At 38.2% G+C, this 14,264-nt stretch carries 16 protein-coding genes; all 16 read right to left on the bottom strand.

The genetic code is table 11. The features are described 5' to 3' along the window. Positions 1-338: 338 nt before the first annotated feature. Complete coding sequence (locus tag NYE67_RS05170; protein ID WP_191698375.1) at positions 339-2,045, bottom strand: proline--tRNA ligase; 1,707 nt, start codon at positions 2,043-2,045, stop codon at positions 339-341. A 372-nt stretch (positions 2,046-2,417) separates the two neighbouring features. Then, positions 2,418-3,674, bottom strand: a complete 1,257-nt coding sequence (rseP, locus tag NYE67_RS05165; RefSeq protein ID WP_340729370.1) for an RIP metalloprotease RseP — start codon at positions 3,672-3,674, stop codon at positions 2,418-2,420. 138 nt (positions 3,675-3,812) lie between these two features. Next, positions 3,813-4,958 (bottom strand): 1-deoxy-D-xylulose-5-phosphate reductoisomerase, encoded by a 1,146-nt coding sequence (gene dxr, locus NYE67_RS05160; RefSeq protein WP_340727247.1) that lies wholly within the window; start codon positions 4,956-4,958, stop codon positions 3,813-3,815. Positions 4,959-5,043: 85 nt separating this feature from the next. Next, positions 5,044-5,841, bottom strand: a complete 798-nt coding sequence (locus NYE67_RS05155; protein WP_340727246.1) for a phosphatidate cytidylyltransferase — start codon at positions 5,839-5,841, stop codon at positions 5,044-5,046. After that, positions 5,838-6,632, bottom strand: a complete 795-nt coding sequence (locus NYE67_RS05150; protein WP_340727245.1) for an isoprenyl transferase — start codon at positions 6,630-6,632, stop codon at positions 5,838-5,840. The genes NYE67_RS05155 and NYE67_RS05150 overlap by 4 nt, the downstream gene beginning before the upstream one ends. A gap of 408 nt (positions 6,633-7,040) precedes the next feature. Beyond that, positions 7,041-7,598 (bottom strand): ribosome recycling factor, encoded by a 558-nt coding sequence (frr, locus tag NYE67_RS05145; protein ID WP_191698380.1) that lies wholly within the window; start codon positions 7,596-7,598, stop codon positions 7,041-7,043. Beyond that, the gene (gene pyrH / locus NYE67_RS05140) at positions 7,598-8,323 is read right to left on the bottom strand and encodes a UMP kinase (protein ID WP_191698381.1); all 726 of its coding nucleotides are present in this window, start codon (positions 8,321-8,323) and stop codon (positions 7,598-7,600) included. Before pyrH ends, frr begins: the two co-directional genes overlap by 1 nt. A gap of 162 nt (positions 8,324-8,485) precedes the next feature. Beyond that, a complete protein-coding gene (gene tsf, locus NYE67_RS05135) occupies positions 8,486-9,370 on the bottom strand; it encodes a translation elongation factor Ts (RefSeq protein ID WP_191698382.1) in 885 nt (294 codons plus the stop codon). 158 nt (positions 9,371-9,528) lie between these two features. Further along, positions 9,529-10,251: a 30S ribosomal protein S2 gene (rpsB, locus tag NYE67_RS05130; RefSeq protein WP_008403254.1), complete on the bottom strand. Its 723-nt coding sequence runs from the start codon at positions 10,249-10,251 to the stop codon at positions 9,529-9,531. A gap of 159 nt (positions 10,252-10,410) precedes the next feature. Beyond that, entirely contained in the window at positions 10,411-11,004 is a 594-nt protein-coding gene (locus NYE67_RS05125; protein ID WP_340729369.1) for a hypothetical protein, read from the bottom strand. A gap of 8 nt (positions 11,005-11,012) precedes the next feature. Next, a complete protein-coding gene (locus tag NYE67_RS05120; protein ID WP_340729368.1) occupies positions 11,013-11,318 on the bottom strand; it encodes an RNA polymerase subunit sigma in 306 nt (101 codons plus the stop codon). A 12-nt stretch (positions 11,319-11,330) separates the two neighbouring features. Then, on the bottom strand, positions 11,331-12,101 hold the full coding sequence (locus tag NYE67_RS05115; RefSeq protein ID WP_340729367.1) for a FliA/WhiG family RNA polymerase sigma factor: 771 nt from the start codon (positions 12,099-12,101) through the stop codon (positions 11,331-11,333). Between the two features lie 144 nt (positions 12,102-12,245). Further along, positions 12,246-12,617, bottom strand: coding sequence for a multidrug transporter (locus NYE67_RS05110; protein WP_340727241.1), 372 nt, complete (start codon positions 12,615-12,617; stop codon positions 12,246-12,248). After that, entirely contained in the window at positions 12,617-13,120 is a 504-nt protein-coding gene (locus tag NYE67_RS05105; RefSeq protein WP_191698387.1) for a chemotaxis protein CheD, read from the bottom strand. The genes NYE67_RS05110 and NYE67_RS05105 overlap by 1 nt, the downstream gene beginning before the upstream one ends. After that, positions 13,117-13,755: a chemotaxis protein CheC gene (locus NYE67_RS05100; protein ID WP_340729366.1), complete on the bottom strand. Its 639-nt coding sequence runs from the start codon at positions 13,753-13,755 to the stop codon at positions 13,117-13,119. The genes NYE67_RS05105 and NYE67_RS05100 overlap by 4 nt, the downstream gene beginning before the upstream one ends. Positions 13,756-13,810: 55 nt before the next feature. Then, positions 13,811-14,260, bottom strand: coding sequence for a chemotaxis protein CheW (locus NYE67_RS05095; protein WP_340727239.1), 450 nt, complete (start codon positions 14,258-14,260; stop codon positions 13,811-13,813). Positions 14,261-14,264: the final 4 nt, after the last annotated feature.

The raw sequence follows: 14,264 nt of genomic DNA, 5'->3' as shown, positions 1-14,264 counted from the left end.
TGGAGGAATTCGGGGAGGGCACAAAAAGCAATCCCCTTCGTTTAAAATAAGCGGAGTTATTACCGTTATTTTTAAAATAAGCATCATTTAGAGGTAAATAAGGGTAGTTATTCCGGTTATCCATTGTAAAATCACTGTCTTTCAAGTTCTTCAGCATAAATAAGAGGAATTTTTACCTCTATTTTGGCTGAATTTCAATTAATTTATCAAATAAGCGGAAATTTCACCATTATTCAGTGATAACTTCATTCCCTCATCAACTACAGACCCTTCACATGAAAAAGAAAAGAAAGTACATGTAATTTGTACTTTCCCATTCTCTCTATCTTAACAAATTATTAGTTTTGACGGAAAAATTCGTTTAAACGGTCTACTACTTCTTCTTTAGCCCATTCTGCCGATTCACCAGTCGCACGGAACTTCACTTCTACTAAACCTTCAGAAGCTTTTTTACCTACTGTAATACGGACAGGCAAGCCAATTAAGTCTGCATCGGCAAATTTAACGCCTGCACGCTCTGCACGGTCATCATATAGCACGTCATAACGATACGATTTTAATACACCGTATAGTTCGTCTGCTAATTGTACTTGTGCTTCGTCTTTTGTATTAATCGGTACTAATTGTAAATCATATGGAGCTAATTGTGCCGGCCATACAAATCCATTTTCATCTTGGAAATGTTCTGCAACAGCAGCTAATAAACGTGAAACCCCAATACCGTAGCATCCCATAATGAACGGTTGTGCTTTCCCCTGCTCATCAAGGAACGTAGCATTTAATTTTGCTGAATAAGTTGTACCTAATTTAAAGATATGACCAACTTCAATTCCTTCAGCAAATTTAATAACTCCCTCACCATCTGGAGAAGGGTCTCCTACTTGGATAAAGCGAATATCTTCATAAGAACCGATCGCAAAGTCACGCTCAGGATTTACGTTTAATAAGTGGAAGCCATCTTCATTCGCCCCCGCTACACCGTTACGAATTGATTTAATTGCATTATCGGCAATAACTTTTACATTGACCGGTAATTTAACTGGACCAATTGAACCTGGTGCGCAGCCAAGCAATTCTTTTATAGAAGCATCATCGGCTAACTCTACAGACGTAGCTCCCAATGCATTTTTAAGTTTAATATCGTTAATTTCGTGATCACCACGCGCTAAAACAACAACCAATTCCCCATCAACATTAAATACTAATGATTTAATAACATTCGATGCTTCTACATTTAAGAATGCCGAAACTTCTTCGATTGTCTTTTGATCAGGTGTTGCGATCTTTTCAACTTCTTTCATTGGCGTTGTAGGTGCTGTATATTCTACAACAACTTCCGCCATTTCGATATTGGCAGCATAATCAGAAGAATCCGAGTAAGCAATTGTATCTTCACCAATTTCAGAAAGAACCATAAATTCATGAGTACCTTTACCGCCAATTGTTCCAGCGTCGGCAATTACCGCACGGAAGTTTAAGCCAAGGCGCGAGAAAATATTCGAATAGGCACGGTACATATCATCGTAAGTCGCATCTAAAGATTCACGTGAAGAATGGAAAGAATAAGCATCTTTCATAATAAATTCACGACCGCGTAAAAGACCAAAACGAGGACGTTTTTCATCACGGAATTTACTTTGAATTTGATAAAGTGTTAACGGTAACTTTTTATATGATTTTATTTCATCACGTACTAAAGTTGTAATGACTTCTTCATGTGTTGCACCTAATGCGAAATCACGGTCATGACGGTCTTTTAAGCGCATAAGTTCTGGACCATATGCCTCCCAACGACCTGATTCCTGCCATAATTCAGCTGGTTGAAGTGCTGGCATTAATAACTCAATGGAATTGACTGCTTCCATTTCTTCACGGATGATTTGCTCGATTTTCGCTAAAACTTTGCGAGCTAATGGTAAGTATGAGTATACTCCTGATGCGTTTTGGCGGATAAAGCCTGCACGCATTAGCATGCGGTGTGATTTCACATCGGCATCAGCTGGATTCTCCCTTAAAGTAGGGATAAACGTTTTTGTTTGTTTCATAAGTAGTGCCACCTTTTTTTAATTTAAGAATGATCTATATTTCATTATTATCTGCTTTAGCCAATGATTGCTATATATCCATTAACTAATATTAAATGCTACTTCTATAATACTAATCAAATTTAGCTTTGAACGCTAGTATTATTCATACAAACGCTCAAAGCCGTCATTTTTAAATCTATTTTGTTGAATTAAGATTACTCAACTGACATAGAGGAAATTTCCATTACGGAGGCCAACACGATGTTGGTCACAAAAGCGTTGCCACAGGACGTGGCCTTTTTAGCCTTTGTACCTTATTCCCGCTGGAGTCGCCTCCCCTTCATTCCAATCACCTTGCTTGCCACTAAGTTAAATCATCTCAAGTTAATTTTAGAAGAAGAATCGCTGGATATCGTTCCATGTTACGACGACCATCAAGATCATCAGGAGGAGGATACCGACGAAGTGAACCATACCTTCTTTTTGACGGTCGATCGGTTTACCTCTTACTGCTTCTACTGCGAAGAATAATAAACGGCCACCGTCAAGTGCTGGTAATGGAAGCAAGTTCATGATTCCTAAGTTTACGCTTAGCATTGCGGCGAAGTATAAAATATTATAGAAGCCGAATGTTACAACATCTTCCGTTGTTTTGTAAATCCCTACCGGACCTGATAACGCTTCAATCGAAAGCTGGCCGGTAACAAGCTGGCCGACAAGTTTCCCGATTGTAATAACCATGTTATAGGTTTCAGTTACACCATAAACAACGGCTTGAAGCGGATTTTTTTCGATGGAACGCATGACACCGATTTGTCCGTACGCTGGACCACCTTCTTGTTCCACAGCTTTTGGTGTAAGTTCAATTACTTCACTACCTGTTGCACGTTCCACTTCGAATGTTACGGCTTTGTTCGGGTTGTCGACAATCTGTTTCGATAATTCTCCCCAAGTTGAAATCGGTTGTCCATTCACCTTGACCACTTTATCGCCATCGACAAGTCCTGCATTACTTGCAACAGAATTTTCCATAACTTCGGCGATAACCGGATCATCGGATGGAATGCCTTGAATAAGCCCGATCACTAAGAAAATGAAAAATGCTAAAATAAAGTTAAATAATGGGCCAGCGAAAATTGCCATTGCACGTGCACCGACAGGTTTCGAATTAAATTGACGATCGAGCGGCGCAATCATCTGCTCCATTCCATTCTCAACAACCATTGCTGTACGCGATACATTGTAGCGAACGAATTGGTCATCCTCATCATAGCCTTCTATCCAAAGTTCACGTTCTAAATCTGCCCGTTCTACTTCCAAAAATATAACATTTTGATAATGTGTTTTTTGATTTAGAATAATTTTTTCTACAATATTATCTTCGTTGGTTATTAAAGCTACCCGATAACCCGGTTGTAATTCTACGGTATCAGTATCCTCACCAGCCATTCTCACGTAGCCGCCAATTGGCAAAAGACGCAGCGTATAAATGGTTTCACCTTTCGTCATACCGAAAATTTTCGGTCCCATACCTATCGCAAATTCACGTACCATAATGCCCGCGCGCTTTGCAAGTAAGAAGTGACCTAGCTCATGGAAAAAAACGAGTGAGCCGAAAATTAAAATAAAGGCTATAACTGTTTGCATAATCTCCCACCTTCATTGGAACTGAGTCATAAAGTTAGTTCTCTTTTTTTCTAGTGTTAACTAATAAAAAAATATGCTTTTACATGCATATGAATGTCCAACATATAGTTGACTGACACTCTTTTTTCTCGCACTACACTATTTTACCATGCTTGCTACTGTTTTTCTTGTTTCACTATCTACATGTAAAATTGTTTCTAAATCTGGTAATGCGATATTGTTATGACTATTCATAATACGCTCAATACATTCTTCAATTTCTAAAAAAGTTATTTTTTCTTGTAAAAATAATTCGACAGCCGCTTCATTTGCCGCATTCATTGCCGTTAAAATAGTACCGCCCATTCGACCGGCGTCATAGGCAAGTTTTAGGGCACGGAATCGATCAAAATCAACTTCCTTAAAGTGAAGTTGTCCAATTTGAGCTAAGTTTAAACGTTGACCATTTGAAAGGGGCAAGCGATCCGGATAGCTAAGCGCATACTGAATCGGCACACGCATGTCCGGTGTTCCAAGCTGCGCAATAACACTAGTATCTTCATACTCCACCATAGAGTGAATAATACTTTCACGGTGCAGTAATACATCGATATTGTCATACGGCATATTGAATAATACATGGGCCTCAATAACTTCAAGTCCTTTATTCATCATCGTTGCGGAGTCGATTGTAATTTTAGCCCCCATTGACCAGTTCGGATGATTCAAAGCGTCTTTTACCGTTACACCGACTAATTCATCACGTGTTTTATCGCGGAATGAACCACCTGAAGCTGTTAAAATGATTCGTTCAATACGTTTTTTATTTTCACCGTTCATCGATTGGAAAACAGCAGAATGCTCACTATCCACAGGCAATATTGGTGCATTGTACTTGTGCGCTTCTGACATCACAAGGTGGCCTGCTGTTACAAGTGTTTCTTTATTCGCAATGGCAATCGTTTTCCCCATACGTATTGCTGCAAGTGTCGATTCCAACCCAACACTGCCTAAAACTGCATTAACTAGAACCGTTGAATCAGGATGAGTTGCAACTTCCACTAACCCTTTTTCACCATATGTAAAGGAAACATGCGGAAATTCCTTCTGTAAAGTTTTAGCCGCTTCCTCTGTTTGCATTGAGACTAACTCTGGTTGTAACTTTTGGATGATTTCACGAGATTTTTCAATATTTTTTCCGGCAGAAAAAGCAACAAGCTGAAAAGCATTTGGATGTGCAAGTAAAACATCAAACGTCTGCCATCCAATGGAGCCCGTTGCACCTAATAAACTGATTTTTTTCACAATGATACTTCCTCCTAACAAATCAATTGCGTTACACCGCAATTATGTCTAATACAAACTATGTTTATCTATTCACTGAAAGAAATTAATTAAAAAAGTGCAAGAAATGAAGTAAAGGCACTACAAATAAGAGACTGTCAAAACGATCTAAAATGCCTCCATGCCCAGGTAAAATATTACCCGAATCCTTTACACCGTAATGGCGCTTAATTGCCGATTCGACAAGGTCACCCATTTGTCCGACAATCGATGCTACAATCGTTACAATAATTAATTGCATCCAACTTGAAGCGATCGGATAAATAAGTTGCATCGCGATCGCAAAACATACAGCAATGACAATGCCACCGACAAAACCTTCTACTGTCTTTTTCGGGGATATTTCCGGCCATAATTTATTTTTCCCTAGCTTCCGCCCAACAAAATATGCGCCAGAATCCGTTGTCCAAACAATTAACAATACAAATACGACATATTCTAATCCGATAAACCGGGTTTCGATAAAATAATGGAAACCAAGTCCGACATAAAATGCGCCAATTAATATAAAACCAATTTCATCAAATGTCATTTTATTTTTTACAAGCACTATATAAATTAACAATAATATAACTAAACCGTATACAATCATTAATGTTGATTCATATTGCAGAAATTCTACTACGTTTTTGGACCAGTCACTTGGTACCACTAATAGTAATAGTGCAAGAGTTCCTAATACTCCTGGAACGGATGCAATTGAAATTCCTTTCATTTTTAATAATTCATAAAAGCCGACGACTGCGATAATACTCATTAGCACCGCAAACGGTCCGCCTCCATAAATTACAAATGGGATAAATAGTGCTGCAGCAATTACTCCAGTAATGATGCGCTGTTTCAATTTGTTTCTTCTCCTTTCAGCCCTCCATAACGGCGGTTACGGTTTTGATATACAGAAATCGCCTCTTTTAAACATGCTTCGTCAAAATCAGGCCAATGCGTATCAGTAAACCAAAACTCCGTATAAGCAAGCTGCCATAGCATAAAGTTACTTATGCGTACTTCTCCACTTGTCCGTATAAGTAAATCCGGTTCAGGTAAATGAGCTGTCATTACATATTGTGAAATATGTTGTTCATTTAATTCGTCAATTGTCAGTCTTCCTGCTTCAACATCATTCATCAGTTGCTGCATCGCCATAACAATTTCCGCGCGTCCACCGTAATTCATCGCAAAGTTTAATACCAAACCGGTATTATCTTTCGTTTCATCCATCGCTTTTCTTAGAGCTGATTGAGTATATTCCGGCAAGGAATCCATCACACCAATCATTTCAACTTTAATGTTACGCTCCATAAGCTCCGGTAAAAAGGAAGTTAAAAATTGCTCTGGTAAACGCATTAAAAATTCAACTTCTGATTTAGGACGCTTCCAATTTTCTGTCGAAAATGCATACAGCGTTAAAACTTTTACTCCTAAATCACAAGCGCAACGTGTTATTTTCCGGACATTTTTCATTCCTTCATGATGTCCTGCAACTCTTGGCATTGAACGCTTTTTCGCCCAACGTCCATTTCCGTCCATAATAATTGCAATATGGGTAGGGATATCTTCTCCCTTAACTAAGTCCATACTTCCATCACTGAATGGTTGCTCTTTATTTGTATTTTTCCCAAAAAGTTTTTTAAACATAGTTAATTCCCCCAACTGCATAAATCGGACTACTTACTTCTCCATCATATCAAAAAAGGTATAGTCTGTCCTTCTTATATTCGCTAACTCTTTTTTAAAATACAGAAAAAATGTCCTTTATTTTCTATCCTATGTATCATTCTTTCAACTCATCCTTCAAATAACAGGAAAAAATGGGGGTTGATCCGGTATTTCTATACCGGCAGCAAAAATTCCCTCCAATGATAACTTTTCAAAATGAAATTTTATCTCCATTATTAAAAAAACGTCCTTACTAACAGGACGTCTTAATCCATTTAAAGTTCACAAAACTTCAGTAAGAGATTTCGCGCTAAAGTTGTCCAATAGCGCGAAATAAAGTAGTGTCTTCACCACGGAAAGTAAATTCCTTTTAGTGAAGGTTCAGAATTAAACTGTTAAAATTTCTTTTTCTTTTTCTTTCACTAATTCCTCAATTTTTACGATTGAGTTGTCAGTTAATTTTTGGATATCTTCACCGAAGCCGCGTAATTCGTCTTCTGTAATTTCTCCATTTTTCTCTAATTTTTTCAGGTCATCATTAGCATCACGACGTACGTTACGTACAGCAATTTTAGCTTCTTCAGCTTCTTTTTTGACTTGTTTAACTAGTTCTTTACGACGCTCTTCTGTTAAAGCAGGAACTGCCAAACGAATAACATTACCATCGTTTGTCGGTGTAATACCGATATCAGAACGCATAATTGCTTTTTCAATTTCACCTAAGATAGATTTATCATAAGGTTGGATCACTAAAAGGCGTGCTTCCGGTACTGCAATACCCGCCATTTGATTGATCGGTGTTGGGGAACCATAGTAGTCCACCATAATACGATCTAATAATGAAGCATTTGCTACACCTGCACGAATTGATGCCAATTCACGTGAGAAGGCACCGATTGATTTTGTCATTTTTTCCTGTGCTTGATCTAATACTTGTTTAGTCATTACGCATCTCTCCTAACAACTGTTCCAATTTTTTCGCCCATTGCGGCACGTTTAATATTACCACGTTCTGACAAGTTGAAAACGACAAGCTTAATATCATTATCCATACATAATGTTGAAGCTGTTGAATCCATTACTTGTAAACCTTGCTGAATAACGTCTAAATACGTAAGTGTGTCATACTTAACTGCTTCAGAATCTAATTTTGGATCTGCAGAATATACACCATCCACATTGTTTTTCGCCATTAAAATTGCATCTGCATTAATCTCTGCGGCACGCAAAGCTGCTGTCGTGTCTGTTGAGAAATAAGGGTTACCTGTTCCCGCAGCGAAAATTACGACACGTGACTTCTCCAAATGACGAACTGCTTTACGTCGAATATATGGCTCTGCCACTTGCGTCATAACGATTGATGATTGAACACGTGTTGGAACGCCTAGATTTTCTAATGAGTCTTGTAGAGCAAGTGCATTCATCACTGTTCCCAACATACCCATATAATCTGCATTGGCACGCTCCATACCCATTTCAGCGCCAATTTTCCCGCGCCAAATGTTTCCGCCACCGACAACTAATGCAACCTCTACACCCAAGTCGATAACATCTTTAATTTCTGCAGCGATTGATTTAATTACATCTGGTGAGAAACCGAAGCCCAATTCCCCAGCTAATGCTTCCCCGCTTAGTTTAATTACTACTCGTTTGTATTGTGACACACTCATAGTAGACCTCCGTTACTCATTTATTTTAAAGGAAATACGACCCGATTTGCTATGTATCGCACTTCACTAAAATCAAAAATAGATTTCTTTAAAAATAGGGAACACGCAAATGGTGCTCCCTACTGTTTGCTTAAATTAAGGTTAATTTAAGTTGTAATTTAATTAGTTACCTTTAACTTGGCTCATTACTTCTTCAGCAAAGTTATCTTCACGTTTCTCGATACCTTCACCAACAGCATAACGAGTGAAGCTTGTTACAGTAGCATCTAAAGATTTTACGAAGTCACGAACTTTTTGATCTGAGTTTTTAACGAAAGCTTGGTCTAATAAACATACGTCTTCGAAATATTTACCAAGACGACCTTCTACCATTTTCGCTACGATGTTTTCTGGTTTACCTTCGTTTAACGCTTGCTCAGTTAATACTTTGCGCTCACGTTCAACTTCGTCAGCAGAAACTTCGTCACGAGAAATGTAAGTTGGGTTGATAGCAGCGATATGCATTGCGATATCTTTTGCAGCAGCAGCATCAGTAGAACCTTCAAGAACTACTAATACACCAATACGGCCGCCCATGTGTAAGTATGCACCGAAAGCATCTGCATCAGTTTTTGTTTTGATTTCAAAACGACGTAATGAAATTTTCTCACCGATAGTAGCTGTAGCTGTAGAAATTTGATCAACGATTTTCACGCCGTCTTTTTCTAACTCCATAGCAGCTTCTACTGATTCTGGTTTAGCAGCTAATAATTGCTCTGCTAATGAAGAAACTAAGAATTGGAATTTATCGTTTTTCGCAACGAAATCTGTTTCAGCGTTTACTTCTAAAAGAATCGCTTCATTACCGTTTTCTAAAATATAAGTTGTACCTTCAGCAGCGATACGGTCAGCTTTCTTACCAGCAGCAGCTAAACCTTTTTCACGTAGGAAGTCGATTGCAGCATCGATGTCGCCTTCAGTTTGTACTAAAGCTTTTTTACAGTCCATCATACCTGCGCCTGTTTTTTCGCGTAATTCTTTTACTAATTGTGCAGTAACGTTTGCCATATTGAGTTTCCTCCTAAATATAATAAAAAATTTATTTACACTATTTCATACTTTAAGCGATAAATCGCGAAGTTTCAACGATTCACACATTTTTACATTCATTTCTCAAAAAAAGGTGATAAGGGGTTCATCCACTTATCACCTTTTCTAAAAGTGAATTACTCAGCTGTAGCTTCTTCTACTGCTGGAGCTTCTTCTTCACCTTGTTTAGCTTCTAATAAAGCGTCAGCCATTTTAGCCGTTAATAATTTAACCGCGCGGATAGCATCGTCGTTTGCAGGGATAACGTAATCAATTTCATCTGGATCACAGTTAGTGTCTACGATACCAACTAGAGGGATGTTTAATTTGATTGCTTCTGCAACTGCGATACGCTCTTTACGAGGGTCTACTACGAACATTACGTCTGGAATAGCTTTCATATCACGGATACCGCCTAAGAATTTAACTAAGCGTTCGTGCTCTTTTTTAAGTTGGATTACTTCTTTTTTAGGAAGTACAGCAAAAGTACCGTCTTCTTCCATTTTCTCGATATCTTTCATACGTTTAACACGTTTTTGAATAGTACCGAAGTTTGTTAAAGTACCACCTAACCAACGTTGGTTGATGTAGTAGTTACCTGAACGTTCAGCTTCTTCTTTGATCGCTTCTTGTGCTTGTTTTTTCGTACCTACGAATAAAACTTTACCACCGTCTTGACCAACTTGACGCATGAAATCGTATGCTTCTTCTAATTTTTTAACCGTTTTTTGTAAATCGATAATGTAAATACCGTTACGTTCTACGAAGATATATTTCTTCATTTTTGGGTTCCAACGGCGAGTTTGGTGACCGAAATGTACACCAGCTTCTAGTAATTGTTTCATTGAAATTACTGACATGAGTGTTTCCTCCTAATATGTTTGGTTTTTTTCCTCCGCATTTTTCATCTGCAACAAGCTACCCGTAGACTTACGAGCACCACTTACTACATCAAAATACGTGTGTATTGTTAACACCGCTTGTAACTATATCACACTCGCCTTTCAAGTGCAACTCCTTTACGCGTGAAACTTTACGAGAAGCTCGATTTCAGTTTTGCCTCGTTGCATGATTTTAGCGATTTCTTCTATTGTCTTTCCGTTTCGGTAAAGCTCGACTGCTTGCTGTTCAGTAGTTAACTGTTTTGGCGGTACATCTTCGGCTGCTATGAACAACTCGGATTCTACTGATTGTTCCACTGCATCGAATTGTTTGTTCTTTTGTTTCTTGTATGCATTTGCTGCTTGCTTGACGGGAATGAATTTTCGCGGTTCTTGTTCTGTAACTGGACTTTTTTTAGTTGTTACAGTGGCTGCTTGTTCTTCATTCATCTTTATGTTTTTATTTCCGGAATGCTGTGTAAGCTGCTTATCTGTGTTTTCATGCACTGCCTTTTGAGGAACAGGCTGCTTTTTCAATTCATTAATTAGTCGGTCATTTTCTTCTCTCATTTCCATTAAATACACACTGATGGCGTTGTCCATCTCATTTACCAGTTCATTTTGACGCTTTTCTAAATCATTGAATTTAGAAAGCTTACTGTTCAAAATGACAATGGCGAAAATCGTAACTAATTGGATGAGAAAGAGCGTAACTATTAGTGCTGTCGTCATAACTTCTCCTAACCACTAAAATCAAAAAGATTTCCTTTAAAAGGATGCTGTGCTTTTTGTTCCAATTGGTCTTTATTTTTCTTATCGTGTTGCATCTGTGACTGATTGTTTTCAGAGTGTTCATCATCATCTTTTAGGGCATCCATTTTATCCGATTCATTTACCGAAAGTTGCTTGCGTTCTATTTCCCTTTTAAGCGCTTCATTTGCATGCATTTGCTGGAGAATATTGTTTTGCTGATGCTGATCTGCCATTTTCCCTGCATCAAAGGTTTTCGGAATCGCAATTTGGAGCTCCAGCCCTTTTAAACTCATACAGACGCCTCCTTACGTATTAATCATTTCTGAAGACAATAATTTACGTAATTTAAACAATGCTTTAGAGTGGATTTGAGAAATGCGTGATGTAGATAACTCCAAGACTTCCCCAATTTCAGTCAATGTCATTTCTTCTGAGTAGAATAAGCTAATGACAAGCTGTTCTTTTTCATTCAGCTTTTTTATATTGGCTGCCAAATCACCTAAAAGCTCTAAATGTATTGTATGCTGTTCGGGTGTCTTTGTATGGTCATCACGAATAACAAAAGATTTGCCTTCACTATCTTCTTGATCAAGTTGCTCATTTATTGAAAGTACATTTGAAAAAAAATGTTCCTGATAGGTTTGATAAACTTCTTCAACAGGTAAATTCATTTGTGCAGCAACTTCCTCAGGGGTTGCATGGCGCATCAGCTTTTGCTCAAGTGACTCAATTTGGGCATCTAACTTTTTGGCCTTTTCACGTGCTGAACGCGGAAGCCAGTCTTCCTTCCGAAGTCCATCGATAATTGCACCTCGTACACGAAAGGATGCGTACGTATCAAACTTTAAATCTCGATTTATATCAAATTTATTTAAAGCATCAAAAAGTCCCATCATTCCAAGACTCATTAAATCGTTTCTCGAAACATTTTTAGGAAGTCCAACAGCTATGCGCTGCACATGATACGTTACAAGTGGCTTATATTTTTTGATTAACATGTCTCCTGCTTCAGGATCTCGGTTCTTTGTCCAACGAAGCCATAATGCTTGTTCGTCTCCATGTCCTTGTTCAGTCAAACGTACCTCCCCCTTTTGTAGTTAAAGTGAGTATAATTACTATTCATTATACCAAAAAGCCCAAGAATAAACATGTAAGGAACCGCGAGACACAACATCTACACATTTCCAAAAAACAAAAAAAGAGCCGAAAGTACGACTCTTTTATCGGGAAAGTGCCTCATCGCCATGCAACATCGTTCGAACGACTTGAGCAATATCCTCCGTATTTTCTTCATCAAATTCCATTGTGGACTGATTACTGCGAGATGAAAATTGCTGATCACTCTCGTCTATCATTGTTTGACCGATAATCTCATCTTCGGTTTCTGCAAAGACAGGCGTTTCCGGTGTATAGAAAACATAGCCTAGAAAATAACGCAGGAAATACATCCCAACGAATGCTATGAACGCGACTAAAAAAGATGTACTTATTATTTGGAGTGGCAAAGCATACGGATTTTGAATTGCCAAAATAAAATAACTAGCGAACGATAGTAATGCTGCCCAACAGTTATAAAATATTGAACCAAACATCAAATTTCACTCACTCCTTTATTTACTGTTCGGACATTGAGTATATTTGTTTCCGGACTAAACTCGATTGTGCGACCGCTATTCCCACCAGTATCCTCTGAAATAATCGGTATGTTCAGCTTTTTTAATTGCGCTTTTACCGCTTCAACATTTCTTGGACCGATACGCATCGAATCTTTATCTGATGTAAATTGGAACATTTGTGCACCACCGGCAATTTTAGCTTTCAACTTATAGCTTTGTGCCCCATCTCGCTTTAATCTGTCTACTAAAGCAAGAATACCTGTATCTGCGAATTTCGCTTCATTTAAAGTGTTAGTACGATTCAGGCTTGAATCAGGCAGCATTACATGAACCATGCCGCCTATTTTTTTTGATTCGTCATAAATAACAACGCCAACACATGAACCAAGACCTGAAGTACGGATTGTATGAGGGGCTTTAACAATATCCATTTGTGCAATCCCTACTTTAATCACTTCGTATAAATTGGTAACCATCATGTAGTAGGCACTCCTAATGCTTTAAAAATTGTTTCGAATGAATCTGGCTCCGGCATTAAAAGGAAATGCCCCTTCACTGCCTCATCATCGGAAATTGCTTCCTCAAAAATGGATGTATTTATAACAATAACAGTGTCGCTTATTTGCGATAGTTCAATAAGTCCGATACTAATAATGGCACCGAACATATCAATACTTAAACCTGGTACAGTCGGGTAAATTTTAAGTCCTGTAAAATCCGATAAAGCAGATAAATAAGAGCCCGATAAAATGTTACCCATCTCCTGCATAGCAGATAAACCTAATTCAGAATATGGAGGCGTATTGAAGTCAAACGAATCATCGCGTATTAAGCTACGAATAAATCGATTGGCCTGTTCAAGCGGCAGGATAAAAAACATACTCCCCTCGGCATCACCTTCAATACGGAGGTAAATACCTACAACAACATTTTCCGGTCCACCCGCCAGTTCCATCATTTCATTAAATGAAACCATTTTCACATCCGGTACACGCATATCGATTTTCTTTTGGAGTAAATTCGATAATGCCGTAGCAGCATGGGCAGCGCCGATATTTCCAATTTCCTTTAATACATCTAAATGGAGTGAAGTAATTTTTTCACTGAAGTTCATTTATAATCCCTACTTTAATAGATTCCAGGTAAGATGAACTTACCCGGAAAATTAATCATTTCTCATTTGGATTTAATACTTTATCCAAATGAAGTAAAATCAATAAGCGGTTTTCCAATTTAGCCACTCCTGCGATGAATTCTTCTTCCAGGGAGCCAACTACTTCCGGTTGCTGTTCAATAGAAGCTGCATCAATGTCCAATACGTCGTTTGCAGAATCCACTATAAAGCCAACTTCCATCGTCTCAAGTGTTATGATAATAATTCGTGTTGTTTCTTCGTTTCCCGATATAGGCAAATCAAAACGTTCTCGTAAATCGATAACTGGTGTTACGACGCCCCGAAGATTAATAACACCTTTAACGAACCGCTCTGTTTTCGGTACACGGGTGATGTGCATTAATTTTTCGATTCCCTTAACGTGAGAAACAGGAATTGCATATTCTTTATCAGCTAATTGAAATACAATTACTTTTAAGTTTTTTTGCTCTATTGCATTCGTCATCTTT

This window comes from Solibacillus sp. FSL W8-0474 (assembly GCF_038004065.1).
Classification (GTDB): Bacteria; Bacillota; Bacilli; order Bacillales_A; family Planococcaceae; genus Solibacillus; species Solibacillus faecavium.
This window is presented reverse-complemented; position numbering and strand designations above follow the sequence as displayed.

Bases quoted from the DNA above. Each gene is read 5' to 3' on its own strand.
- tsf (WP_191698382.1), bottom strand. From the start codon at position 9,370: ATGGCAAACGTTACTGCACAATTAGTAAAAGAATTACGCGAAAAAACA.
- NYE67_RS05100 (WP_340729366.1), bottom strand. From the start codon at position 13,755: ATGAACTTCAGTGAAAAAATTACTTCACTCCATTTAGATGTATTAAAG.
- rseP (WP_340729370.1), bottom strand. From the start codon at position 3,674: ATGCAAACAGTTATAGCCTTTATTTTAATTTTCGGCTCACTCGTTTTT.
- NYE67_RS05095 (WP_340727239.1), bottom strand. From the start codon at position 14,260: ATGACGAATGCAATAGAGCAAAAAAACTTAAAAGTAATTGTATTTCAA.
- NYE67_RS05170 (WP_191698375.1), bottom strand. From the start codon at position 2,045: ATGAAACAAACAAAAACGTTTATCCCTACTTTAAGGGAGAATCCAGCT.
- NYE67_RS05125 (WP_340729369.1), bottom strand. From the start codon at position 11,004: ATGACGACAGCACTAATAGTTACGCTCTTTCTCATCCAATTAGTTACG.
- frr (WP_191698380.1), bottom strand. From the start codon at position 7,598: ATGACTAAACAAGTATTAGATCAAGCACAGGAAAAAATGACAAAATCA.
- NYE67_RS05110 (WP_340727241.1), bottom strand. From the start codon at position 12,617: ATGTTTGGTTCAATATTTTATAACTGTTGGGCAGCATTACTATCGTTC.
- NYE67_RS05150 (WP_340727245.1), bottom strand. From the start codon at position 6,632: ATGTTTAAAAAACTTTTTGGGAAAAATACAAATAAAGAGCAACCATTC.
- pyrH (WP_191698381.1), bottom strand. From the start codon at position 8,323: ATGAGTGTGTCACAATACAAACGAGTAGTAATTAAACTAAGCGGGGAA.
- NYE67_RS05120 (WP_340729368.1), bottom strand. From the start codon at position 11,318: ATGAGTTTAAAAGGGCTGGAGCTCCAAATTGCGATTCCGAAAACCTTT.
- NYE67_RS05105 (WP_191698387.1), bottom strand. From the start codon at position 13,120: ATGATGGTTACCAATTTATACGAAGTGATTAAAGTAGGGATTGCACAA.
- rpsB (WP_008403254.1), bottom strand. From the start codon at position 10,251: ATGTCAGTAATTTCAATGAAACAATTACTAGAAGCTGGTGTACATTTC.